Consider the following 25,254-nt stretch of genomic DNA (forward strand, 5'->3'; position numbering starts at 1 on the left):
GCGTCGACTGCCTAGCCAGCCTCAGTGGCCCGAAAACTCGACCAGCGTGCGCACGTCGACGCCCAGCGCTTCCAGCTTCGCGCGCCCGCCGAGATCCGGCAGGTCGATGACGAAGCAGGCCGACACCACCTCGGCGCCCATCTGGCGCAGCAGCTGGGTCGCGCCGACAGCCGTGCCGCCCGTCGCGATCAGATCGTCGACAAGGATCACCTTCTCGCCCGGCTTCACCGCATCGATATGCATTTCCATCTCGTCGACGCCGTATTCCAGGCTGTAGGCGATGCGCACGGTATCATGCGGCAGCTTGCCCTTCTTGCGGATCGGCACGAAGCCCGCCGAAAGCTGATGCGCCACGGCACCCCCAAGAATGAAGCCCCGCGCCTCCATGCCGGCGATCTTGTCGATCTTCATCCCCGCATAAGGCTGCACCAGCTCATCCACCGCCCGCCGAAACGCCCGGGCGTCGCCAAGCAGCGTGGTGATGTCGCGAAAGATGATGCCGGGTTTTGGGTAATCCCGGATGGAGCGGATGGCAGCTGCAAGCTCCGAGGTCGTATCAGTCATTGGGTGTCCAGTTTGAAGGCATGAAATCGGCTGCACCCTATCAATTGCGCCGGCAGGAACCAACAAAAAAGGCGCCCCGAAGAGCGCCTTTCCGATCAAGCCTTTGATACCCTCAGTGGTCCTTGCGGGCGTAAACCGACCGCTTGGTGAGGTAGATCAGCACGGTGAAGATCAACAGGAAGATCATCACCATGAAGCCGGTATGCTTGCGCTCGACCAGATGCGGCTCGGCGGCCCACATCAGGAACGAGGCGACGTCCTTGGCATACTGGTCGACCGTACCTGATGTGCCGTCGTCATAGGTCACCTGGCCATCCGACAGCGGCGGCGGCATGGCGAGGACGGAGGCGGCGTGGAAGTACGGGTTATAGTGCTGGCCCTGCGACACGGTCGTGCCTTCAGGCGGGTTTTCGTAGCCGGTCAACAGCGAGTAGATGTAATCCGGCCCGCCTTCCTGGTACTGCGTGAAGATATCGAAGATGAAGCGCGGGAAGCCGCGTTCCACTTCGCGGGCCTTGGCGATCAGCGAGAAGTCCGGCGGTGCTGCACCGTTGTTGGAGGCAGCCGCCGCTTCGGCGTTGGCAAACGGCGACGGGAAGTAGTCCGACGGCACGGCCTTGCGGCTGTACATGTCGCCCGCCGCGTTCGGGCCGTCCTGCACTTCGTAGTTGGCGGCGAACGCCTTGACCTGCGCTTCCGAGTAGCCGAGATCGCCCAGCATGCGGAACGGCACGAGGTGCATGGAGTGGCAGGCGGCGCAGACTTCGGTGTAGACCTTCAGGCCGCGCTGCAGCTGGCCTTTATCGTAGTGGCCGAAGGGACCGGCAAAGGTCCAGTCGACCTCCTTCGGCTCCTTCAGCGGATAGTGCGGGGTCGCCGCCTCGTGATGTTCGGCGGGCTTTGCCTCCTGCGCGACAGCCGCGCTCCCGAGACAGCCGACGACTGCGAGTGACAGGATGCTTGCAACAAGCTTTTTCATGATGTGTGTTCCCTCTCGCCGCCCGCTCATGCCTTGGCCGCTTCGGCAGCGACCGACTTGTTGCGCTTCTCCAGCACCGCCTCGGTGATCGAGTTCGGCACCCGGCGTGGCGTCTCGACGAGACCCAGGACCGGCATGACAACAAGGAAGAAGGCGAAGTAGAGCAGCGTGCAAATCTGCGAGATCGTGGTGTAGAGACCTTCCGCCGGCTGCGAACCGAGCCAGCCGAGGATGATCGCGTTGATCACGAACAGCCAGTAGGCCATCTTGTACCACGGGCGATAAACCGCGGAACGAACCTTCGAGGTGTCGAGCCACGGCAGGAAGAACAAGACGATGATGGCGCCGAACATGACGAGAACGCCAGCCAACTTGGAATCGATCGGTCCGATGTTGAAGGTGATCGAGCGCAGCATCGCGTAGAACGGCAGGAAGTACCATTCCGGAACGATATGCGCCGGCGTCTTCAACGGGTCGGCCGGAATGTAGTTGTCGGCGTGGCCGAGGAAGTTCGGCAGGTAGAAGACGAAGTAGGCGTAAACCAGCAGGAACACCGAAACGCCGAGCGCATCCTTGAGCGTCGCGTAGGGCGTGAACCGCACCGTATCCGTCTTGGTCTTGACCTCTACGCCGGTCGGGTTGGTCTGACCTGTGACGTGCAGCGCCCAGATGTGCAGGACGACGACGCCGGCAATGACGAAGGGCAGCAGGTAGTGCAGCGAGAAGAAGCGGTTCAGCGTCGGATTGTCGACCGCAAAGCCGCCGAGCAGAAACTGCTGCACCCATTCGCCGACCAGCGGGAATGCCGAGAAGAAGCCGGTGATGACGGTCGCGCCCCAGAAGGACATCTGACCCCAGGGCAGAACGTAGCCCATGAAGCCGGTCGCCATCATCAGGAGATAGATGAGAACGCCTAGAATCCAGAGGATTTCGCGCGGCGCCTTGTACGAGCCGTAATAGAGGCCGCGGGCGATGTGCAGGTAAACCGCGACGAAGAAGAACGATGCGCCGTTGGCGTGCATGTAGCGCAGCAGCCAACCGTGGTTGACGTCGCGCATGATCTTTTCGACGGAATTGAAGGCAACGGATGTTTCCGCCGCATAATGCATGGCGAGCACGATACCGGTCAGCATCTGCACGATCAGCATCACCGACAGCATGGCGCCGAAGGTGTAGGCATAGTTCAGGTTACGCGGAACCGGATAGGCGACGAAGCTGTCATAGACGAGACGAGGCAGCGGCAGGCGTGCATCGATCCACTTCTCAAGGCCGGTTGATGGCTCGTAGCTGGAATGGCCACTCATAAATCAGTCCCCCTCAACCGATTTTGATAACTTTGTCGGAAACGAACGAATAGGTCGGAATCGCGAGATTCTGCGGCGCCGGGCCTTTCCGTATGCGGCCGGCCGTATCGTAGACCGAGCCATGACAGGGACAGAACCACCCGTTGTATTCGCCGGCCTGGCCGAGCGGAACGCAGCCAAGATGGGTGCAGGACCCGATCATGACGATCCAGTTTTCCTTGTCCTTGCCGGCCGAACGATCGACACCCGTCGCCTGCGCATCGGCGGCGAGGTTGGCGTTGCGCGCGATCGGATCCTTGAGCTCCGCCATCGGAACGTCATCTGCAGCCTTCACTTCCTCAGGTGTACGGTTGCGGATGAAGATCGGCTTGCCGCGCCACTTGGCGGTGAGCGACATGCCGGGCTCGAGGCTCGACACGTCGACTTCGATGGAAGCGAGAGCGAGCGTCGACGCGTCGGGCCGCATCTGGTCGACAAACGGCCAGCCAACGAAGACGGCGCCGACGGCGCCTGCCATACCCGTGGTTAGATAAAGGAAATCACGGCGTGTGGGCTCGCTAGAGACCCCGCCTGTCGTTTCGTGTTCGCTCACGGCTTAACATCCTCTGCCCAAATTTCACGGAATTTTCCGTGCCATCCCTCCAAGGCGACGAATCTGTCATACAGATATTCGAACTTAGATTCCCCACCCACTAAGGCGCGTTCTATTATCGATCATCAATTATGTCCAGCCTCGGCAGGGCAAGTGCGCACAATGTCGCGGGCCTTCAGAGTTGATTCTTTAGGACAATCGCGCGGCTGCAACAGTGTTGCGTTGCAACATATCCAGCCGCGTGTTACGTGGCCGAAATATTACTCGCTCACGCCCGGTGCCATCCTATGAGACACACTTTATTCTGCGTGGGCAGTGTTCTCGTCTCGCTGCTGCTTGCCGCCATTTCCTTGCGTTATCTCACGCACACTTGGCTGCTTGCCTTCGTCTACAGCTTTCAGGTCCATTTCGCGCTCGCGGCACTCGCAGCGAGCCTCGTCCTGATCCTCATCAGGCGCCATTGGTATGCCTATCTGCTGGTCACCGTGTCGGTGCTGCTTGCCGGCCACGGCGTGCTGATGCTGAAGGAATTCGAGGCCGCCCCACCCACGACCGCGTTGCGCCCCCTGCTGCGGCTGATGTCGTTCAACATCGAGAACGATAATTTTGACAACAGCCGCCGCATCGCGGAAGCCGTGATCACCTCCGGCGCCGATGTCGTCAACATCCTCGAGGCCGAGCCCCTGTTGCCGGAGCTTCCGCGGCTCTCCGCCACGTATCCCTATCGCATTGGCTGCGGCGTCGGCACGCCGGGATGCGATACGCTGTTGCTCTCCAAACGTCCCTTCATCGAACAGGGAGTGAGAACCATTGGCGATCTCTGGCCGAACCGTCTCGTCAAGGTGTCGATCGATATTGACGGAACACCTGTTCACCTCGCTTCCGTCCACTTGGCCAAGCCTTATTTCGACGATTTCCAGGTCGATGAGCTGGAGGACCTCCACGAGGTCATCAACTCGGTCGATGGACCGCTCATCGTCGCCGGCGATTTCAACTCGGCCATCATCGATCCGCATATCCAGGATTTCGTGCGCGCCACCGGTCTGAACACTGTCTTTCCAGAGCCCGCCACATGGCCGACCCGGGCCGGCAAATTCGGCATTGCCATCGACCACGTGCTCACCCGCCCGCCGCTGCGGCTGGTCTCGGTCAAGCAGATTACGGACAATGCCGGTTCCAACCACTACGGACTGATGGCCGAGATCGCCATCGATCGCTGATAACGCAGCGCCTGCGCCTAGACCTCCTCCAGATCCGCCGCCAGGAAGCCGCCCGATTGCCGCGCCCAGAGTTCCGCGTAGAGCCCGCCATCGCGCAGCAGCGCCTCGTGCGTGCCCTCCTGGATGATCCGTCCCTTGTCGACGACAATCAGCCGATCGAGTGCTGCGATCGTCGACAGCCGGTGCGCGATGGCCAGAACCGTCTTGCCGTCCATGATCCGGTTGAGGTTCGCCTGGATCGCCTCTTCCACCTCTGAATCCAGCGCCGACGTTGCCTCGTCGAGAACCAGGATCGGAGCATCCTTGAGCATTACGCGGGCGATCGCGATCCGCTGCCGCTGCCCGCCCGAAAGCTTGACGCCGCGTTCGCCGACATGCGCATCGAAGCCCTTGCGCCCCTGCTGATCCTCCAGCCGCTGGATGAAGCCCAGCGCTTCGGCCCGCCGCGCCGCCTCGATCAATCCGTCTTCGCCGGCATCCGGGCGGCCGAAGAGGATGTTGTCACGCACCGAGCGGTGCAGCAGCGACGTGTCCTGGCTGACGACGCCGATCTGCATCCTCAGCGATTCCTGCCTGACGCCCGCGATATCCTGCCCGTCGATGAGGATACGCCCGCCTTCAAGATCGTAGAGCCGAAGCAGAAGGTTCACGAGCGTCGATTTGCCGGCCCCGGAGCGCCCGACAATGCCGACCTTCTCACCGGGCGCGATCGTCAGCGAGAAATGGTCGATCACGCCGCTGCCCTTGCCATAGTGGAAGGACACGTCGTCGAAGCGGATGCCGGGCTCGGCGATGACGAGATCCGGCGCATCCGGCTTGTCGACGAGACCGAGCGGCTTGGAGATCAGCTCCGCCGAGTTCTGGATCGTGCCGAGATTGCGCATGATGCCGTTGAACTGCGTCATCAAGCGTCCGAGCAGAAAGTTCAGCCTGAGCACCAGCGCGAGAGAGAAAGCGACGGCGCCCGAGCTGATCAGCCCCTGCAGCCACAAATGCACGCTGAGCCCGGCCATGGTCACGATCATGATGCCGGAGAGCAGCGCCATCGAAGCGCGCACGCCGGTGATGAAGCGGGTGAAGAGCAGCACCGTCGCCTGGAAAGTATCGAAGCCCTGCCGCATGTAGCGATCGGTCTCCTCGTCGCGGGCAAAGAGCTTCAGCGTCTGGATGTTGCTATAGGCATCCACCATGCGCCCGTTGAGCATCGAGGCTGATTCGGCCGTATCGCGCGAGTGGCGCCGGATGCGCGGCACGAAGTAGCGCGCGAGAACACCGAAGGCGACCAGCCAGCACAGCACGACCACCGCGAGCGACAGGTCCAGACGCGCAACAAGCACCAGCGTCGTCGCCGCGTAGATGCCGACGAACCAGACGCTCTCCATCAGCGAGGTCACGAGATCGCCGGTCGCCTGCCCCGCCGACCATACCTTGGTGACGATCCGCCCGGAGAAGTCGCTCTGGAAGAACGACAGCGATTGCCGCGACACATGCAGGTAGGATTGCCAGCGGGCGAGATTGTAGAATCCCGGCGTGATCACCTGCTGATCGACCAGTGCGATTATGAGCTGCACGATAAAGCGCACGAGGCCGATGAGGAAGAGCATGCCGAACAGCTCGAAGCCATGCGCGGCAAGCAAGCCGTGCCAGCCGACGTTAGGTTTGATGCTGGCGAGAATATCGACGACGCGCCCGACGAACCAGAACAACGCCGCCTCGATCGCGGCCGACATGCCGCCGAGAACCAGCATGGCGATGAAGGGGAGCTTGGCCTGGCCGATATAGAACCAGATGAAATCCGTCGTCGACCGCGGCGGCTGAATGTTGTCGCGCGGTTGGAAGGGATCAATCCAGGTTTCAAAGGCACGAAAGAGTCGATTTAGGAGCATATTTGCGATATAGGCTTATCCGCCGGATGGGGAAAGCAATCCGTTCGCCGGACCAGCCTAATATTTTCGTAATGATTGGTAACATCGACGGCATCGTCGTTGAATGAGACATGTCCTGCCACAATGTGGGAATAGCATGAGATTTCACGGGAGACGGCCACAATGCAAAAGAGGACACTCGTGTCGAGCATACCGTTGCCTTTGGCGGAAAGACTCGATGCGGTTATAGAGCAGCTCGGCGTACCGCACGACCAGGTCGTGGCGGAAGCCGTTGCCGCTTGGATCGATAGTGAAGAGCAGCGTCGGTTGATGGCGTTGCGTACCCTCGCCTTTGCCAGCAGCATGGCGGTCGAGGGCCATCGCGTCATCGACTGGGCGGACAGCCTGAGCGCCGACAGGCACTGAGCAGACACATCCAAGCGACTGATTATAAAATAAAAACGCCCTCCCGATATCCCAGGGAGGGCGTTTTTAGTTGCGAGTTATATCCAGCCGTCAGCCGTAGGCGCGGGCAACACGGGCACCGAGCGCGCGGGCTGGCGATTGGACGGGCTGATCGCTCGCCTCCGAAGCGACACGCATCGCGGCAGCCTGGCTTTCGCTCAGCCTGAACTGCGAGAGAAGCTCGATCAGCGCTGCCGCTTCCCGCGCCAGGCTGTGAGTAGCGGCCGTCGTCTGCTCGACCATCGCCGCATTCTTCTGGATGCCCTGATCCATGTGGTTGACGGCGACATTGATCTCGCTGAGGCCGGTCGACTGTTCGCGTGAGCTGCTGACGATGGCGGACACGTTGCCGTTAATCGCCTGAACCTCCGACACGATCACGGCAAGCTGTCGGCCGGTCTCGCCGACAAGCTCCACGCCCTGACGCACCTGATCGCCCGACTTGGTAATGAGCGCCTTGATCTCCTTGGCGGCATTGGCGGAGCGCTGGGCGAGCTCGCGCACTTCCTGCGCCACGACCGCGAAGCCCTTACCGGCCTCACCGGCGCGTGCGGCCTCGACACCGGCATTCAGCGCCAGGAGGTTGGTCTGGAAGGCGATGTCGTCGATGACGCCGATGATGTTGGAGATCCCGTTCGAGGAGGTCTCGATGGCCTCCATGGCCGCAACCGCCTGCTCTACGATCACGCCGGAGCGCTCGGCGCCGCTGCGGGTCGTCTCGACCAGTTCGCCCGCCTGCCCGGCGCGCTGAGCCGTATCCCGGACTGCCGTCGTCACCTGCTCAAGCGACGATGCCGTCTCTTCCACGGAGGCCGCCTGCTGCTCGGTGCGCTTCGACAGATCGTCGGCCGCCGCTCGGATCTCGTTGGCGCCGGCATCGATCTTGCGGGCGTTTTCGCCGACAACGCTGAGAACGCGTGCCAGACCATGAACGGATTCATTGAAGTTGCTGCGCAGCTGGTCCAGCTGGCCGGCGAAGCTCTGCTCGATACGGAAGGTCAGGTCGCCGTCGGAAAGGCTCTTCAGCCCGCGCGCCAGATTATCGACCGCGAACGACACCTCGGCCGCCTCACGCGCCTTCTGCTCCTCGCGCGCGATCCGCTCGCTTTCGCTCATCGAGCGGTTGGCTTCCGTCTCGCGCTCGAGGCGTTCGCGCTCCAGCGCGTTCTCGCGGAAGACGGCAACGGCGGCCGCCATTTCACCAATTTCATCACGACGACCAGCATAGGGAATGACGGCATGGTTGTCGCCGGCGGCTAGCGCGTTCATCGACTGCGTGATCGCCCCAATCGGCCGCGTGACACGAACGAGGCTCAGCACCGCGGCACCGATCGCCATCAGGACCGCGATCAACACGCCGACGACCGTCGCGATCGTCACGACCTGCGTGGTGTCGGCGGCAGCCTTCTTGTCGCTGCCGGCGGCGGCGCGATTGTCTGAGATCATGCCCTGAAGGATATTACCGGCGCTGTTGCCCATCGGCGTCATCTTCTTGATAACGGCCTTGGCGTCACTGTTTCGTGCGTCGACAAGCAGGCTGGCGAACTGGTCACCAAGCTTGTCATAGTCCGCCATGATGCTCTTGAGCTGTTCAAACCGCGGCCGAGGGCCGGCCGATTGCGCGGCTTCGAACGTGGCAACCGCGTTTTCGCGGGCAGCGGTGGCCGTCTTGATCTGCCCCAGCAGTGCCGTCTGCTCTTCAGCGCTGAGGGCGGCGGACAGCGCGAGGTAGAGGCGTCGTACATCCGAAATGCGTCGCTCCATCTCCGCGATCATCAGCGACTTGTCCATCCGCAGGCTGATGCTCTCGGCCTGGCTGTTGAGCTGCCATACCGACCGCATGCCGGCGGCGCCCTGGGCGACGAGGATGATGACGATAAAGGCAAAAAGAGCCGGCAGAAAAAACTTGATCTTGAGAGAGCTCATGACTGGCACCTGAAAAGTTTCAAACAACGCTTAAATCGATGAAACCCTTGTGGCAGCCTTCGCTAAATAAAAACTTACCACCGGTGCGTGCTTTTACATCGCCAGCAGCGCGCCATCACACGCGCGCCGTGCTATTCTTGACATAAGTCAAATCCCCCCGCTCCACATGCATGGCGGAGCGGGGGAGCGTGCCTTACTCGGCTGCAGCTTCTTTCTGGACGCCGTCCTCATCCGAATGATCGGCAAGGAAGCCGCCCGACTGGCGGTTCCAGAGATCGGCATAGACGCCGCCCTCACCCACCAGTTCGACATGCGAGCCGGCCTCGATGATCTTGCCCTTGTCGAGCACGACCAGCCGGTCCATCTCCGTCAGCGTCGACAGGCGGTGGGCGATGGCGATGACCGTCTTGCCCTCCATCAACGCGAACAGGTTCTCCTGGATCGCCGCCTCGACCTCGGAATCGAGAGCCGAGGTCGCTTCGTCGAGAACTAGGATCGGCGCGTCCTTGAGGAAGACGCGGGCAATCGCGATACGCTGGCGCTGGCCGCCAGACAGCTTCACGCCACGCTCGCCGACCTGCGCATCGAGCGCCTTGCGCCCCTGCATGTCGACAAGGCCCTCGACGAAGTCCCAGGCATTGGCCCGCTTGGCCGCCTCGATAATCTCCGCATCCGTCGCATCCGGACGGCCGTAGGCGATGTTGTCACGGATCGAGCGGTGCAGCAGCGACGTGTCCTGCGTAACGACGCCGATCAACTCGCGCAGGCTTTCCTGCGAGACATGCGAGATGTCCTGACCGTCGATCGTGATGCGGCCGCCTTCGAGGTCGTAGAAGCGCAGCAACAGGTTCATCAGCGTCGTCTTGCCGGCGCCGGAGCGACCGACCAGACCAACCTTCTCGCCCGCCTTGATGTCAAGCGACAGGTTTTCGATGATGCCCTTGCCCTTCCCGTAGTGGAAGCCGATCCGGTCGTAATGGATCGCGCCCTTCTTGGCCGTCAGAGACCAGGCGCCAGGCTTGTCGATGATGTCGTGCTCCTTCGTCATCATCTCCATGCCGTCATAGACCGTGCCGATATTCTCGAACAGCGCCGAGACTTCCCACATGATCCACTGCGACATGCCGTTGACGCGCATGGCAAGACCGATGGCAATTGCGATCGCGCCGACCGAGATGCCGCCGTTCAGCCAGAACCAGATCGACAGGCCCGAGATCACGAACAGCGCCACGCAGTTGTTGATATAGACGGATGCGTGGAACATCGTGACCTTGCGCATCTGCTGATGCACGGTCTGCAGGAAGCCGTCCATGCCCTCCTTGGCATAGGTCTCCTCGCGGCCCGCATGCGAGAACAGCTTCACCGTCGCGATGTTGGTGTAGCTGTCGACGACGCGGCCGGTCATCAGCGAACGCGCATCCGCCTGCATCGCCGCGATCTTGCGCAAACGCGGTACGAAGTAGGCAACGATGGCGATATAGACGCCGAGCCATGCGAGGATCGGGATCATCAGCCGCCAATCGGCCGCCGCGATGACGACGATCATCGAGATGAAGTAGCTGACGACATAGACGAAGACGTCGAGGATCTTCATCACCGTCTCGCGCACCGCAAGCGATGTCTGCATCACCTTGGTGGCCACGCGTCCGGCGAACTCGTTGGCGAAGAAGGTCATGCTGTGACGCATCAGGAAACGGTGCATCTGCCAGCGGGCGATCATCGGGTAGTTGCCGATCAAGACCTGGTGCATGATGACGGAATCCGCCACCGCCGCCAGAGGCAAGCCGATCAGGATCAGCGCGCCCATCCAGTAGAGCTTGTAGCCTTCGGTCTCGAGGAAGGTCTTCGGATCGGCATGCGTCAGCCAATCGACGATATTGCCGAGGAACTGAAACAGCGCGACTTCGCCGACCGCAATCAGCATCGTCAGCACGGCCATGGCCGCAAGCCAGGGAGCCGCGGGCTTCGTATAGTGCCAGCAGAAGGCAAACAGCCCCTTGGGAGGAACGCCGGGCTCCTCGGAGGGGAAAGGATTGAGACGCTGTTCAAACCAGCCAAACATGAAAATGCTCCGAACTTCAGCGTTCCTGCCCTCGCCAGCACAGACGCGCAACGGCTTATATGGGCAGTGGACGTTCAAGGGACGAGGCCAACATGGCCGCGCAATGGATTACGAAAGGGAGATCAGAAAGAAAAGGACGCTTTAGGAGCGTCGAGTCGCCATGATCCGCAAATTGGCGGACGGGAGGCTGACATACGGCAATGCATTCATCTTGGCGCTCCCTTGTTGGCGATTGAAGATATGCACCGATAACGCGAAATTGACGGGTTTTCCAGCCCAAACTTGCCGAAAGCCAAAGATTCGCGCCCAAAAAGCAGGCTGTTGCACCAAAACCGCACTTGCACTAGGTCAGGCCGAACGGAAGCGATCAAACGGGGCGATCATGGCGGACCTCAGAATAGCACTCTATCAGCCCGATATTCCTGGCAACACCGGCACCATCCTGCGGCTAGCCGCCTGCCTCGGCTTTGCCGTCGATATCATCGAGCCCGCCGGTTTCGACATCTCCGACCGCAACCTCAAGCGCGCCGGCATGGATTACATCGCCACCGCGGCCCTCACCCGCCATGTCAATTTCGAGCAGTTCGAAGACTGGCGCAAGACGACCGGCCGCCGCCTCGTGCTGGCCTCCACCAAGGCCTCCGGCCGCTACACCGATTTCCGCTTCCACGCCGACGACATCCTGCTCTTCGGCCGCGAAAGCGCCGGCGTGCCCGACCACGTGCATGACACCGCCGATGCCCGCATCCTGGTGCCCATGGTCGAGGGCCAGCGCTCCATCAATGTCGCGGTATCGGCGGCCATGATCACGGGCGAAGCCATGCGCCAGACCGTCTGGTCCTGACCCTGCCACGGAAATGCCGGTTCAGCGGCGCATAATGTCGCGAACGGCGTTGTGAAATCGCCGATCAGGCGTATAATTTTTAGCCGGGCAAACAAAAAATCGGACGATATGCCGATATTTCAATGATTTGCCGAAATCAGAGAGTCGCAAAACGCGCCACTGATGGCGCCAAGAGATAGAAAAAGACAAGCCCGCATGGAATCCACAATCGTCATGATCAACCTGTTCGGCGCCGTAGCACTGCTGCTGTTCGGCCTGTCGCAGGTGAAGGATGGCGTATCGCGCGCTTTCGGCGCGCGGCTTAGGACCGGGCTTGCCTCCGGCACCAAGAGCGGCCTGCGCTCCTTCGTCTCCGGTTTCGTTGCCACCATCGCGCTGCAGAGCTCCACCGCGACCGCCCTGATGGTCGCCTCCTTCGTCGAGCGCGAGCTGGTCAAACCGCGCATGGCGCAGATCGTGCTTCTGGGCGCCAATGTCGGCACCGCCGTCACCGCCTGGATCGTCGCGACCGGCATCGAGTGGCTTTCGCCGCTGGTCATCCTCGCTGGCATCGTGCTTTATCGCGGCGGCTCGACCTCCCGCCAGGGCGGCGGTCAGGCGCTGATCGGCATCGGCCTCATGCTGCTGTCGCTGCACCTCTTGAGCAGCGCCACCGAGCCGATGCGCCAGTCACCGGCGCTCTCGGCATTCATCGGCCTGCTCGACAATGCCTGGCCGGTGGCGCTCGCCTTTTCGGCCTGCATCGCCTTCATCTCGTCTTCCAGCCTCGCCGCCGTCGTCCTCATCCTGTCGCTCGCGTCGACGGGCATCCTGTCAGCCGGCCTTGTGATCGTGCTGGTCCTCGGCGCCAATCTCGGCGGCGCCATCCCGCCCGTCATCGCCTCGCTTTCCGGCCCGGCCTCGGTCAAGCGCGTCACGCTGGGTAACCTAATCGTGCGCGCCATCGGCTGCCTGATCGCGCTGCCGCTCGCCGGCTTCGGTGCCGATCTCCTTGAAACCCTGCCGCTGTCGCCAGCCAAGCTGCCGGTTGATGCCCATCTCGGCTTCAACCTCTTGCTCGCGGCCCTCGCCTGGCCCTTCTCGCGCCTGTTGTCGCGCCTGATGCTGAAGCTTGTCCCCGAGGACGAGCAAGCAGACAACGCGCCGCGCTATCTCGATCCGCAGGAGCTCTCGACGCCGGTCGTGGCGCTCGCCAGCGCCACCCGCGAAGTGCTTGGCGTCGGCGACCTGATCGAGCGCATGCTGCAACGCGCGGCCGACGCCTTCGAGCGTAACAACATGTCGAAGCTGACGGAGATCGCGAGCCTCGAAAAGCGCGTCGACAGCCTGCAGCAGGAAGTGAAGATCTACCTCTCCAAGCTCGGCCGCGGCGGCCTCAGCGAAGAGGACGGACGCCGCTCGATCGTCATCATCGACTACGCCATCAATCTCGAGCATATCGGCGATATCATCGAAAAGGGTCTGCTGCCGCAGGTCGCCAAGAAGGTGTCGCTCGGCCTGAAATTCTCAGAAGACGGCTACGAGGAGCTGAGCAAGCTCTTCCACCTGACGCTGGAGAACCTCCGCATCGCCCAGACGATCTTCGTCACCCGCGATTTCAATCTCGCCCGTCAGCTGATGGAAGTGAAGGTGGAAGTGCGCCGCATGGAGAAGCAATCCTCCGAGCGCCATCTGGAGCGCCTGCGCGACGGCCGTGCAGACAGCCTGCAGACGAGCTCGCTGCATCTCGACATGCTGCGCGACCTGAAGCGCATCAACGCCCATATCGTCTCGGTCGCGCATCCGATCCTGGATGAAAGCGGCCTCCTGATAGAAAGCCGCCTGCGCGACGCCGCCGAATAGACCTCAATCGGCCGATGGCAGACGCCGCATGGTGAACTCGATCTGGTCGCCGTCGAGCTGCCTCCAGCTCTCGACCTCGGTCCAGTAGGCGGCCTTGGGATATTCGTCGAACCACTCGCGAGCCTTTGCGCGCGCATCGAGCAGCGCCAGGCAATAGGTCTGCCGCACGAACCGATCGTTCTTGCGCGGCGTGCCCTCGGCCCGGTGCTTGGCAATCCTTCGTTTCAAGCCGTCAAATGACGGCGGTCCTGGGATCTTCGTCATACAACCTACCTCTAATGGAAAGGTAGTATCGACGCCGGAATATTGCGAGTCGAATCTGAAGCCTGCTCACCAACGCCGTTCGGCTGTTGGCGCTATGCCAAACGACCTGCTATCAGGGGCGATTGAAGCGGGCATGACTCGAATTTTGCCCGCGCGCGTACCGGAGACGACGACTATGGAACGACCCGAACTTCCGATCGGCCTGCCCGCGGATATCGAGGACAAGAAGGAGATGGCCCGCACCTGGTTCGAGGGCTTGCGCGACCAGATCTGCGCCTCTTTCGAAGCGATCGAGGATGAACTCGCAGGACCGCTTTCCGATCGTGAGCCGGGCCGTTTCGTCGCCAAGGATTGGAAGCGCGAGAACGGCGCCGGTGGCGGCGGTCGCATGTCGATGATGGAAGGCCGCGTCTTCGAGAAGGTCGGCGTCCACACCTCCACCGTCTACGGCGAATTCAGCGCCGACCTGCGCGCCCAGATGCCGGGCGCCAAGGACGATCCGCGCTTCTGGGCTTCCGGCATCTCGCTGATCGCCCACCCCGTGAACCCCAACGTCCCCGCCGTGCACATGAACACCCGCATGGTGGTGACGTCGAGCCGCTGGTTCGGCGGCGGCGCCGACCTGACGCCGGTGCTCGACCGCCGCCGCACCCAGGAAGACGACGACACCCGACTGTTTCACAAGGCCATGGAAATCGCCTGCCGCAGCCACGCCGGCGTCGCCGATTACGACGCCTACAAGAAGTGGTGCGACGAATACTTCTTCCTCAAGCACCGCAACGAAGCGCGCGGCACGGGCGGCATCTTCTACGACTGGCTGCATTCGAGCGAGGAAGCGGGCGGCTGGAGCGCCGATTTCGCCTTCACCCGCGATGTCGGCCGCGCCTTTGCGATGGTTTATCCACGGATTGTTCGCTCCAACTTCAATAAACAGTGGACAGAACAAGATCGTGAAGAACAATTGATTCGCCGTGGGCGATATGTCGAGTTCAACCTGCTATATGACAGAGGAACGATCTTTGGCTTGAAAACGGGTGGGAATGTCGAGTCCATTCTCTCATCGCTACCCCCCGCCGTTCGCTGGCCGTAACTGGGAGGAAAGATCGGTAAACTGCGTGTGAGAGGCTTTTAATAAGCGGACCGGATACCCATTTCATAGATGTACGCGTTCAACAATCGGAGGAGGATTGTCATGACGATACAGAGTGGAACACCGGCGGCGGTAGGTGTCCAACAGCCACCCCGCCCAATCGACACACCTGAGCTGCTCAACAGGCTGGCCGAAGCGCTGAAAGCCAAGAGCGGTTCCGATCTGCCCCTTTCCTGCTTTGTGGAACAGGTCAAGCTTCAACTCGCCGGCGGCCTGTCCGCCGAGGAGCTGTCGCGCCGCACCAAGGGCCAGAACAACAGCGCCCACACGGATTGCTACCGCGCTTGGGCGATGCCCGAATAATCGGGCTCACCGTCCGGGGAACGGACATATCCACGATCGCGTGAAACATGCGATCCCTACGGCCGGTGCGACAACCGGCCGGAACCTTCCCGTCCCTGGAGCATTCCCACAAAACGCACAAGCGTCATTGAGAACTCAAGTCAGGAGGAGACGATGAGACTTTTCGAATGTGGAACGCTGGTCCCCGGATGCAGCTGGCACACACGCGCAGCCGACGACGCCGAAGTCGTGCGCCGCGCCGTCGACCATATGAAATCCGCGCATGGCGAAACCATCATCCGCGAAAACATGGTCGACAACATCAAGGCCCGCATCCGCAACGAAGCGAACGCGGCCTGATCATCTGACGCGATCGCCTTATTTCACGCGATCACTAAGCCGGGCGAGCAACGTCGCCCGGTCGGAAGCGAAGTTTTCCTCCACCCACTGATGTTCCAGCGCGGCCAGCGTCTCACCGACCTGCCGGCCCGACGGAATACCTGCCGCCATCACATCCCCGCCATTCACAGGAAAGCTTGGCTTCACCCATGCGTTGGCATGGTCGAGCAGCCTGTTCAGCCGCGCCGATCGCGCCATTTCCGCCATGTCACCCTCGGCCTTCCCGCGCGCCACCGCAAGCGCCAGCTTCAGCCGTGTGATGATGCCCTCGGCACCGTTGCGATAAAGCAGGCGGTCGAAAGCCGCCATCGACATCTCATCGTTAACAGGCGCTGCATTCGCCCAGGCCTTGAACACGGCCGCTTCCGCATTGGCAAGCTTCAGCCGCGCCGCCATCGCCTCCAGCCGCTTGGCGTCGGGCGGCACGATCGCGGCCAGCCGCAGCAGCGGATCGGGCGTCCAGCTGAGCGCCTTCTCGGTCGCGATCAGCGCCGGGATCGCATCGATGCCCCACTTTTCCGTTTCCGGCAAAATCTCCGTCAGCGCGCCGACGGTGCGCATCCACAGCAGTGCCCGCCCCGGATCTTCCGCCGACAACAGCTTGCGCATCTCCGACCACACCCGTTCGGCCGACAGCGTCGAAAGCTTGGAGCGGGCAGCAGCCGCCGCCCGCAACCCATCCGCATCCGGCCGCCCAGAGCCGTAATAGGCAAAGAAGCGGAAGAAGCGCAGGATGCGCAGATAGTCTTCCTTGATCCTGGTCGCGGCATCGCCGATGAAGCGGATGTTGCGCTTCTCGATATCAATAAGCCCGCCGACGAGATCGACCACCTCGCCGCTCTCGCCCACATAGAGCGCGTTGATGGTGAGGTCGCGCCGCTCGGCATCCGTCTGCCAGTCGGTGCTGAACGCCACCGTCGCCCGACGCCCGTCGGTCTCGACATCGGCGCGTAGCGTCGTCACCTCGAACGGCTTGCGATCGATGACGAGCGTCACCGTCCCATGCTCGACGCCCGTCGGCACCGCCTTGATCCCGGCCTGCTTGGCACGCTCGATCACCACGTCAGGCGTCAGCGTCGTCGCCACATCGATATCGCTGACCGCGAGGCCCATCAGGCTGTTGCGCACGGCGCCACCCACCACGCGCCCCTCGCCGCCATCGGCATTCAGCAGCGAGAAAACGCGCTTCAGCGCCGGGTCGTTGAACCATGCTTCGTGAGCAAGGTTGGTCATGCGTAGAGCCTTTCGTAAAGCGTGCGGACAATGCCCGCGGTGATGCCCCAGATCATTCTGGTTTCATAGGGCATGCGATAGAAATGTCGGTCGAGCCCGTCGATCATACGCTTGTCGCGAATGTGATTGCCGGGCGCCATCAGGAAGGAGAGCGGCACTTCGAAGACGTCGTCGACCTCATCGGGATTGAGCTTGAGATCAAAGCCGGGCTGCACCACCGCCAGCACAGGCGTGATGCGAAATCCCGTCGAGGCCAGATAAACAGGCAGCCGCGCCACCGTCTCGACGAACGAGCCCTTCAGCCCGATCTCCTCGTCGGCCTCGCGCACGGCAGCCTGCTCCGGCGTCTCGTCCGCGCCATCGATCTTGCCGCCGGGAAAGGCGATCTGACCGGAATGCTTGCGCAGTGTCGCGGTGCGCAGCGTGAAGATCACCCGCGCCTCGTCGCCGTCATCGATGACAGGCACGAGCACGGCGGCATCGCGGAGCTTGAAGGTCTCCACCTTGGCGATGATTTCGGGGTTCAGGATATGGTCGCCATGCTCGCGCCACGACAGATCGACCGGCCCGCCCATCTGGTGCATTGCCCGGCGTCTGAATTCGGCTGCGGAATAAAGCGCGCCGTCCTTGGTCTGAATCTGGCTCATCGCGACAGCGCATCCAGCTCGGCCGCCGGCATGACGGGAAAGGTCTCGCCGTCCGAGCGCAGGCAGAACATTGCGACGCCATCGACATCAACAGTCTCGCCAAGCTCCACCAGCTGGTACATAACCGCCCGCGACACCAGTGCTTCCAGGCGACCGCGCACATGCAGATATGGCTTCAACTCATTGTTATCGCCGTGAATGACAAACCTGATGGGATGCGCCTTGCCAGCCTCGACGACATCGCCGACATTGGTGCGAAAGGTCAGCACCGCCTGCCCGTCCCTGACGGAGGCGTTCAGCTCGACAGCGAGGAACGGCGCATCGACGATCCGGATACCGACTTTTTCCACAGGAGTTACGAGGTATGTCTTGCCATCCTCATCCTTGCGCAGAACCGTGGAAAACAGCCGCACCAGCGGCGCCCGGCCGATCGGCGTCCCCATGTAGAACCACGTCCCGTCGGCGCGGATCTCCATGTCGATATCGCCACAGAACGGCGGATTCCATTTCTCGACGGGCGGAAGACCGCGTTTCGCATCGCCACCATCGCCCGCGGCGCGTGAAATCAGCGCTGCCAGATCCGCGGCATCGGTCGCTGCCTTGATCTCTTCGGTTGCCATTGTTCCGTCTCTGTTTGCACTTAACGCAGGAATGTCACGAGATAGTCATTCGAAACGAACTTGTCAGCCCGCAACATCTTCATAACTCTATCGGGTATGAGGCACACGTGTAAAAGTCCGACGATTCGCGACGAATGAGATCAGCCGCTGGAGAGATGCCTGATGGGTATGATGAAGACCGAAGCCCCCCTCGATGAAAAGGCGATCGTCGCCGCAGCAGAAAAAGCGCTTGCCGATATCGCCACAGTGAGGAGCGAGGTCGCCAAGGTGATCTTCGGCCAGGAAAGCGTCGTCGAAAACACGCTGCTCGCCGTTCTCTCGGGCGGCCACGCCCTGCTCGTCGGCGTCCCCGGCCTCGCCAAGACCAAGCTCGTCACCACGCTCGGCGAAGTGCTCGGCCTCGGCGCCAACCGCATCCAGTTCACACCCGACCTGATGCCATCCGATATCCTCGGCTCCGAAGTGATGGACCAGGACGAGACCGGCCGCCGCTCCTTCCGCTTCGTCAAGGGCCCCGTCTTTGCACAGTTGCTGATGGCCGACGAAATCAACCGCGCCTCGCCGCGCACCCAGTCGGCGCTGCTGCAGGCGATGCAGGAGTACCACATCACCGTCGCCGGCCAGCGCTACGACCTGCCGACGCCCTTCCACGTTCTCGCCACCCAGAACCCGCTGGAGCAGGAAGGCACCTATCCGCTTCCCGAGGCACAGCTCGACCGCTTCCTGCTGCAGGTCGACGTCAACTACCCCGAACTCGCCGCCGAGCGACAGATCCTTCTCGACACCACGGGTCTGGCCGAAACCAAGCCGCAGGCCGTGCTGAGCGCCGAGCGCCTGATCGAGATCCAGACGCTGATCCGCCAGATGCCCGTCAGCGACAAGGTGGTCGACGGCATCCTGGCGCTCGTCCGTTCCGCCCGCCCCGGCCAGGGCAACGCCGCAACCGACAAGAACGTCGCCTGGGGCCCCGGCCCGCGCGCCGGCCAGGCGATGATGCTGTGCGCCCGCGCCCGCGCGCTCTATGAAGGCCGCCTCGCCCCGTCCCTCGACGATGTCCACGCGCTGGCCGAACCCGTCCTGCAGCACCGCATGGCACTGACCTTCGCCGCCCGCGCCGAAGGCATGTCGGTGCGCGATGTGATCGCCGGCCTGGTCAAGCAGGCCAAGGGCTAAGCTCAGGAAGGAAGCCTCACGCGTGGCATCGATCGGACAGACCGTCACTCCGACCCCAGGCAGCGATGCCCTTGCACGTGCAAGGCAGCGCGCCAGCCTGCTGCCGGATTGCCTCGTCGAGGCCAAGCGTATCGCCAACACCGTGATCGCCGGCTGGCACGGCCGTCGCAAACGTGGGATCGGCGAGAATTTCTGGCAGTTCCGACCCTATAGCGAAGGCGAAAGTCTGGCGCGCATCGACTGGCGCCGCTCGGCCCGCGACGACCACACCTATATCCGCGACCGCGAATGGGAAGCGGCCCACACCATCTGGCTCTGGGCCGACATGTCACCGTCGATGATGTACAAGTCGACCTTCGGCAGCGTCTCCAAGGAAAGCCGCGCGCTCGTCATCATGCTGGCGCTCGCCGAAATCCTCGCCCGCTCTGGTGAACGCGTCGGCTGCCCCGGCGTGATGGAACCGATCTCCGCCCGCAATGCCGCCGAACGCCTGGCCGTCGCGCTGATGCACGCGCCGCTCACCGGCGGCCTGCCGGATACCGCCATGATCCGCGGCTCGAGCGACCTCGTGCTGATCGGCGATTTCCTCGACGACGCCGAGGCCGTGATGGCCCGCATCGGCCCGCTCGCCCGCCGTGGCCTGCGCGGCCATGTCATCGAGGTGGCCGATCCCGCCGAGGAGCTTTTTCCCTATACCGGCCGCACCGAGTTCACCGATCCCGAGACCGGCTCGAAGCTCACCTCCGGCCGTGCCGAAAACATCCGCGACGCCTATACACGCGCCTATCTCGGCCGCCGCGATGGTCTTGGCCAGAGCCTGCGCCACCTCGGCTGGACCTTCATCAGCCATCGCACCGATCACCTCGCCTCCGAGGCGCTGGTCGCCGTCCACATGCATCTGTCCGGCATGCCAGGCAGGGCAACGCATGGAGGCCAGCTGTGAACGCGCTTCCCTTCGCCTTTGCCTATCCGGCCATTCTCGGCGCCCTTGTGGCGCTTCCCGTCATCTGGTGGCTGCTGCGCCTGACCCCGCCGCGCCCGAAGACGGAAGTCTTCCCGCCGCTGCGCATCCTCGCCACCGTTTTGAAGCGCGAGGAAACGCCGGCGCAGAGCCCCTGGTGGCTGACGCTACTGCGCATGTTGCTCGCCGCAGCCGTCATCCTCGCCATCGCCGATCCCGTCTTCAACCCGCGCACCAGCTCGATCGCCTCCGGCGGCCCGCTCGTGCTCTTCGTCGATAATGGCTGGGCGACCGCGCCCGACTGGGAACGCCGCGTGCAGACAGCCGAGGCGCTGATCGACGACGCCGATAGCGCTGGCCTGCCCGTCTCCATCACCTTCACCGCCGATCCAAGCAACGATGCCGTCGCCGGCACCGCCGCCGTCGCCCGCGAAAAACTGCGCGCCGCCGAGCCGCAGCCGCTCGTCCCCGACCGCCAGCGCGCCTTCGAGGCGCTGCGTGCGGCGCTGAACGGCGTGCATCCCGGCACGCTCGCCTTCCTGACCGACGGCGCCGCCGCAAACGACAATGACGCCACCGTGCGCCAACTCTCCGACCTGCAGCCCGGCCAGCTGCGCCTGATCGCCGGCGACGCCGCGCAGACGGTGGCAATCACAGGCGCCAACAACGCCGCCGATGCCATGACCGTCACCGCGACCCGCCTAGACGGCGCCTCGGCCGCCACGCTGCCGCTGACCGCCCAGGACGCGCAGGGCCGCGCCATCGCATCCGGCTCCGTCTCCTTCCAGCCCGGCCAGTCCGTCGCCTCAGGCTCGATCACCGCCCCCTTCGAGATGCGCAACGACTTCGCGCGGCTCAGCATCGACAACCAGTCAACGGCGGGCGCAGTGCATCTTCTCGACGACGGCTTCAAGCGCCGCCGCGTCGTGCTTCTGTCCGGCGAGGCAAGCGACAGCTTCCAGCCGCTGCTGTCGCCGCTCTATTATATCCAGCGCGCCCTGCAGCCCTATGCCGACCTGATCGAGCCGAACGCGCCCGATCTCGCCACCTCCATTCCCGATCTCCTGGCGCAGAACCCCTCGGTCATCGTCATGGCCGATATCGGCCGTCTGCCGCAGGAGACCTATGATCCGCTGCAGCGCTGGATCAACAACGGCGGAACGCTCATCCGCTTCGCCGGCCCGCGCCTCGCCGCCGCGCCCGCCGATGATCCGCTGGTGCCGGTCACGCTTCGCCAGGGCGAACGCGCGCTCGGCGGCGCGCTCTCCTGGGCCGAGCCGCAGCAGCTGGCAGAGTTCCCCAATTTCGGCCCCTTCGCCGGCATGGCGCGCCCGACAGACGTCACCGTCAAGCGCCAGGTGCTGGCCGAGCCGACACCGGATCTGGCCGAACGCACATGGGCAAGCCTTGCCGACGGCACGCCGCTGGTGACAATGAAGCCGATGACATCAGGCCGCATCGTGCTCTTCCACGTCAGCGCCGAGGCCACTTGGTCCGATCTGCCGATCTCAGGCAACTTCGTCGAGATGCTGCGCCGTCTCGTGCAACTGTCGCGCTCCGGCGGCGTCACCTCGCAATCGGGCGGCGCCACCACCGCCGAAGCGCTGCCGCCCTTCCGGCTCCTGACCGCCAAGGGCGCGCTCACCACCGAGACCGGCGCGGCGCGTCCGCTGATCCCCAACGCCAAGGCCGCCCCCGTGGCCAGCTTCGAAAATCCGCCGGGCCTCTATGGTTCCGAGGAAGGGTTCACCGCCTTGAACGTCCTGCCCGCAAACGCCGAACTCAAACCCCTCGATGCCTCGGGCGTGACGCTGGTGCGCGAAGGCCTGATCGGCGGCGAGACGTGGTCGGCCAAGCCCTCGCTCTTCCTCATCGCCTTCCTGCTCCTGCTTGCCGACAGCCTGATCGTCATGTTCATGAGCGGCGCCTTCTCGCGCCTGCGCCCGGCCTCCCGCACGGCCGCGATGATCGCGGTCGCCGTCACCGCCGCCTTCCTGGTACAGCCCGGCCAGTCGCGCGCGGATGACAGCAAGCCCGGCGACGAGCAGATCTTCCAGCGGCTCGACAACACTCACCTCGCCTATGTCGTCACCGGCGAGGCCGAGGTCGATCGCATCTCCGAGCGCGGCCTCGAGGGCCTGACGGAATATCTTACCTTCCGCACCACGCTCGAACCCGCCGCCCCCGTCGGCCTCGACCTGACCAAGGACGAGCTCTCCTTCTATCCGATCATCTACTGGCCGATTTCCGCCACCGCGCCCATGCCGTCTGCCGCCTCGATCAACCGCATCGACGCCTATATGCGCGCCGGCGGCACCGTGCTCTTCGACACTCGCGACCAGTTCAGCGCGCTCGACAACAGCGGCGGCAGCAGCGCCAATGGCGAACGCCTGCAGCAGATCCTCGCCAATCTCGACATACCGCCGCTGGAGCCGGTCCCCTCCGACCATGTGCTGACCAAGTCCTTCTATCTTCTGTCGAGCTTCCCCGGCCGCTATGCCGGCAGCCCGCTCTGGATCGAGGCGCGCCAGGACAATCGCTCCAACAACGCCAAGTCTGCGGCAACCGCCGATGGCGTCTCGCCGATCCTGATCACGGGCAATGATTTCGCCGGTGCATGGGCCGTGGACGACAATGGCGTGCCGCTGCTGCCGACCGTGCCCCCTGACGAGGCGCAGCGCGAATACGCCTATCGCAGCGGCGTCAACATCATGATGTATATGCTCACAGGCAACTACAAGACCGACCAGGTCCACATCCCCGCCCTCCTCGAACGGCTGGGGCAGTGACATGACGGTTGATTTCGCGCCCTTCATTCCCTGGCCGCTGCTTGCGGCCCTGACCGTCATCGTCGTCGCCATCGCAGCACTCGCCATCTTCCGGGGCGTTCGCGGCGCCTGGATCCGCACTGTAGCAGCGCTGGCGCTTTTGGCAGCGCTCGCCAACCCGCTGCTGATGCAGGAAGACCGCGAGCAGCTCTCGACGGTCGTCCCCGTCATCGTCGACCGCAGCCAGAGCCAGCAGACGCCTGAGCGCATCAAGATGACCGACGACGCGCTGGCGGCGCTGAAGGACCGCCTCGCCCGCTTCCCGAATGTCGAGCCGCGCTATGTCGACGCCACCGAGCCGGAAGATTCCGACGCCCCCTCGACGCGCCTCTTCAACACGTTGTCTGCCGCCGTCGCCGACGTGCCGCCCGCTCGCATCGGCGGCGCCATCATGCTCACCGACGGCCAGATCCACGACGTGCCCGGCGTCAACCAGGCGCTCGGCTTCGACGCTCCAATCCACGGGCTGATCACGGGCAAGGCCAACGAATTCGACCGCCGCATCGAGGTCATCAAGGCGCCGCGCTTCGGCATCGTCAACGAGGAGCAGCAACTGGTGTTGCGCGTCTTCGACGACGGCCCGAGCCCCGGCGGCACCGCCGACGTGACGGTGAAGCTCAACGGCAACGAGATCGCCACGCTGCAGGCAACGCCCGGCCGCGATACGCCCTTCTCCTTCAAGGTCGAGCGCGGCGGCAGCAACGTGCTGGAATTTTCCGTCGCCGCCCTTCCCGGCGAAGTCACGCAAGCCAACAACCGCGCCGTCCACGTCATCGACGGCATCCGCGAGAACCTGCGCGTGCTCCTGGTCTCCGGCGAACCGCATGCCGGCGAGCGCGCCTGGCGCAACCTGTTGAAATCCGACGCCTCCGTCGATCTCGTCCACTTCACCATCCTGCGCCCGCCGGAAAAGCAGGACGGCACGCCGATCAACGAGCTGTCGCTGATCGCGTTTCCGACTCGCGAGCTGTTCGTCGACAAGATCAAGGACTTCGACCTGATCATCTTCGACCGCTACCAGCATCGCGGCGTGCTGCCGATCCTCTATTACGATTACATCGCCCAATATGTCGAAAACGGCGGCGCGCTTCTGATCGCCGCAGGCCCCGAGCATGCCGGCCCGGATTCGATCGCGCTGACGCCGCTCTCCTCGGTTCTCCCCGCCGCCCCGACCGGCCAGATGGTCGAAAAGGCCTTCTATCCGCGCCTCTCCGACGAGGGCAAGAAGCACCCTGTCACCCGTGGCCTCGATGGCTCTACCGACGAGCCGCCGCATTGGGGCCGCTGGTTCCGCTCGGTCGGCGTCGAGCCGCCACAGGGCGAGACCGTCATGGTCGGCGCAGACAACAATCCGCTCCTGGTGCTGAACCGCGCCGGCCAGGGCCGCGTCGCCATGCTCCTGTCCGATCAGGGCTGGCTTTGGGCCCGTGGCTTCGAGGGTGGCGGCCCGCACGTCTCGCTCTATCGCCGCGTCGCCCACTGGCTGATGAAGGAACCGGCGCTGGAAGAAGAAGCGCTGACCGCCCGCGCCTCCGGCCGCACGCTCGAAATCACCCGCCAGACCATCGGCGACAATCCCGGCAACGCCACCGTGCGCTATCCCTCCGGCAAGACCGAGACGCTCCCGCTCGTCCAGTCCGAGCCCGGCCTCTTCAAGGCCGAGAAGCGCATGGACGAAATCGGCCTCTTCGAGATCCGCAACGGCGAAATGAGCACGCTCGTCCATGTCGGCGCCGTCGATGCGCCGGAGTTCAAGGCGATGATCTCCACACCTGATGTGCTGAAGCCGATATCGGACAAGACCAGGGGCCTCGTCGCCCGTGTGTCGGACACCGACGGCAACGTCGAGATCCCGCCGATCCTGCCGGTGCGCGGCCAGATCCGCGTCGCCGACGACGACCGCATGCAGATCCGCCTGACCAACGAGACGGTGCTGAAGGGCATCAACACGCTGCCGCTCTTCGCGGGCTTCGCCGGCGTCGGCATCCTGCTGCTCGCCTTCGGCGCCATGTGGTGGCGCGAGGGCCGCTAGAG

Annotated in this window: 22 protein-coding genes; 11 read left to right on the plus strand and 11 right to left on the minus strand. The window is 63.5% G+C overall.

Annotation, left to right across the window (positions count from 1 at the left end; genetic code table 11):
* Window positions 1–21: 21 nt before the first annotated feature.
* The 4 genes from J5286_RS15495 to petA form a co-directional block, all read right to left on the minus strand.
* Entirely contained in the window at window positions 22–564 is a 543-nt protein-coding gene (locus J5286_RS15495) for an adenine phosphoribosyltransferase (RefSeq protein ID WP_209191181.1), read from the minus strand.
* Window positions 565–676: 112 nt separating this feature from the next.
* A complete protein-coding gene (locus tag J5286_RS15500; RefSeq protein ID WP_209191182.1) occupies window positions 677–1,543 on the minus strand; it encodes a cytochrome c1 in 867 nt (288 codons plus the stop codon).
* A 26-nt stretch (window positions 1,544–1,569) separates the two neighbouring features.
* Window positions 1,570–2,847, minus strand: a complete 1,278-nt coding sequence (locus J5286_RS15505) for a cytochrome b (protein ID WP_047506107.1) — start codon at window positions 2,845–2,847, stop codon at window positions 1,570–1,572.
* Between the two features lie 13 nt (window positions 2,848–2,860).
* Window positions 2,861–3,439: a ubiquinol-cytochrome c reductase iron-sulfur subunit gene (gene petA, locus J5286_RS15510; RefSeq protein WP_209191183.1), complete on the minus strand. Its 579-nt coding sequence runs from the start codon at window positions 3,437–3,439 to the stop codon at window positions 2,861–2,863.
* Between the two features lie 287 nt (window positions 3,440–3,726).
* Here petA and J5286_RS15515 point away from each other — a divergent pair, with 287 nt between their 5' ends.
* Window positions 3,727–4,659 (plus strand): endonuclease/exonuclease/phosphatase family protein, encoded by a 933-nt coding sequence (locus J5286_RS15515; RefSeq protein ID WP_209191184.1) that lies wholly within the window; start codon window positions 3,727–3,729, stop codon window positions 4,657–4,659.
* Between the two features lie 17 nt (window positions 4,660–4,676).
* Here J5286_RS15515 and J5286_RS15520 read toward each other — a convergent pair whose 3' ends face one another.
* Window positions 4,677–6,545, minus strand: coding sequence for an ABC transporter ATP-binding protein (locus tag J5286_RS15520; protein WP_209191185.1), 1,869 nt, complete (start codon window positions 6,543–6,545; stop codon window positions 4,677–4,679).
* 162 nt (window positions 6,546–6,707) lie between these two features.
* Between J5286_RS15520 and J5286_RS15525 the strand changes: the two genes are divergently transcribed.
* Window positions 6,708–6,950, plus strand: coding sequence for a hypothetical protein (locus J5286_RS15525; RefSeq protein ID WP_209191186.1), 243 nt, complete (start codon window positions 6,708–6,710; stop codon window positions 6,948–6,950).
* A 90-nt stretch (window positions 6,951–7,040) separates the two neighbouring features.
* Here J5286_RS15525 and J5286_RS15530 read toward each other — a convergent pair whose 3' ends face one another.
* Together J5286_RS15530 and J5286_RS15535 are read right to left on the minus strand one after the other, a co-directional pair.
* The gene (locus J5286_RS15530) at window positions 7,041–8,915 is read right to left on the minus strand and encodes a methyl-accepting chemotaxis protein (RefSeq protein WP_209191187.1); all 1,875 of its coding nucleotides are present in this window, start codon (window positions 8,913–8,915) and stop codon (window positions 7,041–7,043) included.
* Window positions 8,916–9,108: 193 nt separating this feature from the next.
* On the minus strand, window positions 9,109–10,977 hold the full coding sequence (locus J5286_RS15535; RefSeq protein WP_209191188.1) for an ABC transporter ATP-binding protein: 1,869 nt from the start codon (window positions 10,975–10,977) through the stop codon (window positions 9,109–9,111).
* 382 nt (window positions 10,978–11,359) lie between these two features.
* Between J5286_RS15535 and J5286_RS15540 the strand changes: the two genes are divergently transcribed.
* Complete coding sequence (locus J5286_RS15540; RefSeq protein ID WP_209191189.1) at window positions 11,360–11,821, plus strand: tRNA (cytidine(34)-2'-O)-methyltransferase; 462 nt, start codon at window positions 11,360–11,362, stop codon at window positions 11,819–11,821.
* A 195-nt stretch (window positions 11,822–12,016) separates the two neighbouring features.
* Complete coding sequence (locus tag J5286_RS15545; RefSeq protein WP_047506123.1) at window positions 12,017–13,663, plus strand: Na/Pi cotransporter family protein; 1,647 nt, start codon at window positions 12,017–12,019, stop codon at window positions 13,661–13,663.
* A 3-nt stretch (window positions 13,664–13,666) separates the two neighbouring features.
* Here J5286_RS15545 and J5286_RS15550 read toward each other — a convergent pair whose 3' ends face one another.
* Window positions 13,667–13,927, minus strand: a complete 261-nt coding sequence (locus tag J5286_RS15550; RefSeq protein WP_018897365.1) for a hypothetical protein — start codon at window positions 13,925–13,927, stop codon at window positions 13,667–13,669.
* A 175-nt stretch (window positions 13,928–14,102) separates the two neighbouring features.
* Here J5286_RS15550 and hemF point away from each other — a divergent pair, with 175 nt between their 5' ends.
* From hemF to J5286_RS15565, 3 genes are all read left to right on the plus strand, one after another.
* On the plus strand, window positions 14,103–15,017 hold the full coding sequence (hemF, locus tag J5286_RS15555) for an oxygen-dependent coproporphyrinogen oxidase (protein ID WP_209191190.1): 915 nt from the start codon (window positions 14,103–14,105) through the stop codon (window positions 15,015–15,017).
* A gap of 102 nt (window positions 15,018–15,119) precedes the next feature.
* Window positions 15,120–15,380: a hypothetical protein gene (locus tag J5286_RS15560; RefSeq protein ID WP_209191191.1), complete on the plus strand. Its 261-nt coding sequence runs from the start codon at window positions 15,120–15,122 to the stop codon at window positions 15,378–15,380.
* Window positions 15,381–15,533: 153 nt separating this feature from the next.
* The gene (locus tag J5286_RS15565) at window positions 15,534–15,719 is read left to right on the plus strand and encodes a DUF1059 domain-containing protein (protein WP_047506129.1); all 186 of its coding nucleotides are present in this window, start codon (window positions 15,534–15,536) and stop codon (window positions 15,717–15,719) included.
* 18 nt (window positions 15,720–15,737) lie between these two features.
* Here the strand turns inward: J5286_RS15565 and J5286_RS15570 are convergent, their stop codons facing one another.
* The 3 genes from J5286_RS15570 to J5286_RS15580 are packed head-to-tail and all read right to left on the minus strand — an operon-like array spanning window position 15,738 to window position 18,258.
* Window positions 15,738–16,991 carry a CCA tRNA nucleotidyltransferase gene (locus J5286_RS15570; RefSeq protein WP_209191192.1) on the minus strand — a complete coding sequence of 418 codons (1,254 nt, stop codon included), beginning with the start codon at window positions 16,989–16,991 and terminating at the stop codon, window positions 15,738–15,740.
* A complete protein-coding gene (locus J5286_RS15575) occupies window positions 16,988–17,638 on the minus strand; it encodes a CoA pyrophosphatase (protein ID WP_209191193.1) in 651 nt (216 codons plus the stop codon). The genes J5286_RS15570 and J5286_RS15575 overlap by 4 nt, the downstream gene beginning before the upstream one ends.
* The gene (locus J5286_RS15580) at window positions 17,635–18,258 is read right to left on the minus strand and encodes a DUF1285 domain-containing protein (RefSeq protein WP_209191194.1); all 624 of its coding nucleotides are present in this window, start codon (window positions 18,256–18,258) and stop codon (window positions 17,635–17,637) included. The genes J5286_RS15575 and J5286_RS15580 overlap by 4 nt, the downstream gene beginning before the upstream one ends.
* 162 nt (window positions 18,259–18,420) lie before the next feature.
* Between J5286_RS15580 and J5286_RS15585 the strand changes: the two genes are divergently transcribed.
* Genes J5286_RS15585 through J5286_RS15600 form a run of 4 tightly spaced genes read left to right on the plus strand, consistent with a single transcriptional unit; the run spans window position 18,421 to window position 25,252 of the window.
* On the plus strand, window positions 18,421–19,431 hold the full coding sequence (locus J5286_RS15585) for an AAA family ATPase (RefSeq protein ID WP_113010278.1): 1,011 nt from the start codon (window positions 18,421–18,423) through the stop codon (window positions 19,429–19,431).
* Window positions 19,432–19,453: 22 nt separating this feature from the next.
* Window positions 19,454–20,374: a DUF58 domain-containing protein gene (locus J5286_RS15590; protein WP_209191195.1), complete on the plus strand. Its 921-nt coding sequence runs from the start codon at window positions 19,454–19,456 to the stop codon at window positions 20,372–20,374.
* Window positions 20,371–23,181 (plus strand): DUF4159 domain-containing protein, encoded by a 2,811-nt coding sequence (locus J5286_RS15595; protein ID WP_209191196.1) that lies wholly within the window; start codon window positions 20,371–20,373, stop codon window positions 23,179–23,181. Before J5286_RS15590 ends, J5286_RS15595 begins: the two co-directional genes overlap by 4 nt.
* 1 nt (window position 23,182) lies before the next feature.
* A complete protein-coding gene (locus tag J5286_RS15600) occupies window positions 23,183–25,252 on the plus strand; it encodes a hypothetical protein (protein ID WP_209191197.1) in 2,070 nt (689 codons plus the stop codon).
* Window positions 25,253–25,254: the final 2 nt, after the last annotated feature.

Source organism: Rhizobium sp. 16-488-2b (genome assembly GCF_017741815.1).
Taxonomy (GTDB): Bacteria; Pseudomonadota; Alphaproteobacteria; order Rhizobiales; family Rhizobiaceae; genus Rhizobium.

Excerpts from the sequence above, each read along its gene's own strand:
- J5286_RS15495 (WP_209191181.1), bottom strand. The coding sequence starts at position 564 with ATGACTGATACGACCTCGGAGCTTGCAGCTGCCATCCGCTCCATCCGG.
- J5286_RS15500 (WP_209191182.1), bottom strand. The coding sequence starts at position 1,543 with ATGAAAAAGCTTGTTGCAAGCATCCTGTCACTCGCAGTCGTCGGCTGT.
- J5286_RS15505 (WP_047506107.1), bottom strand. The coding sequence starts at position 2,847 with ATGAGTGGCCATTCCAGCTACGAGCCATCAACCGGCCTTGAGAAGTGG.
- J5286_RS15515 (WP_209191184.1), top strand. The coding sequence starts at position 3,727 with ATGAGACACACTTTATTCTGCGTGGGCAGTGTTCTCGTCTCGCTGCTG.
- J5286_RS15520 (WP_209191185.1), bottom strand. The coding sequence starts at position 6,545 with ATGCTCCTAAATCGACTCTTTCGTGCCTTTGAAACCTGGATTGATCCC.
- J5286_RS15525 (WP_209191186.1), top strand. The coding sequence starts at position 6,708 with ATGCAAAAGAGGACACTCGTGTCGAGCATACCGTTGCCTTTGGCGGAA.
- J5286_RS15530 (WP_209191187.1), bottom strand. The coding sequence starts at position 8,915 with ATGAGCTCTCTCAAGATCAAGTTTTTTCTGCCGGCTCTTTTTGCCTTT.
- J5286_RS15535 (WP_209191188.1), bottom strand. The coding sequence starts at position 10,977 with ATGTTTGGCTGGTTTGAACAGCGTCTCAATCCTTTCCCCTCCGAGGAG.
- J5286_RS15540 (WP_209191189.1), top strand. The coding sequence starts at position 11,360 with ATGGCGGACCTCAGAATAGCACTCTATCAGCCCGATATTCCTGGCAAC.
- J5286_RS15545 (WP_047506123.1), top strand. The coding sequence starts at position 12,017 with ATGGAATCCACAATCGTCATGATCAACCTGTTCGGCGCCGTAGCACTG.
- J5286_RS15550 (WP_018897365.1), bottom strand. The coding sequence starts at position 13,927 with ATGACGAAGATCCCAGGACCGCCGTCATTTGACGGCTTGAAACGAAGG.
- hemF (WP_209191190.1), top strand. The coding sequence starts at position 14,103 with ATGGAACGACCCGAACTTCCGATCGGCCTGCCCGCGGATATCGAGGAC.
- J5286_RS15560 (WP_209191191.1), top strand. The coding sequence starts at position 15,120 with ATGACGATACAGAGTGGAACACCGGCGGCGGTAGGTGTCCAACAGCCA.
- J5286_RS15565 (WP_047506129.1), top strand. The coding sequence starts at position 15,534 with ATGAGACTTTTCGAATGTGGAACGCTGGTCCCCGGATGCAGCTGGCAC.
- J5286_RS15570 (WP_209191192.1), bottom strand. The coding sequence starts at position 16,991 with ATGACCAACCTTGCTCACGAAGCATGGTTCAACGACCCGGCGCTGAAG.
- J5286_RS15575 (WP_209191193.1), bottom strand. The coding sequence starts at position 17,638 with ATGAGCCAGATTCAGACCAAGGACGGCGCGCTTTATTCCGCAGCCGAA.
- J5286_RS15580 (WP_209191194.1), bottom strand. The coding sequence starts at position 18,258 with ATGGCAACCGAAGAGATCAAGGCAGCGACCGATGCCGCGGATCTGGCA.
- J5286_RS15585 (WP_113010278.1), top strand. The coding sequence starts at position 18,421 with ATGGGTATGATGAAGACCGAAGCCCCCCTCGATGAAAAGGCGATCGTC.
- J5286_RS15600 (WP_209191197.1), top strand. The coding sequence starts at position 23,183 with ATGACGGTTGATTTCGCGCCCTTCATTCCCTGGCCGCTGCTTGCGGCC.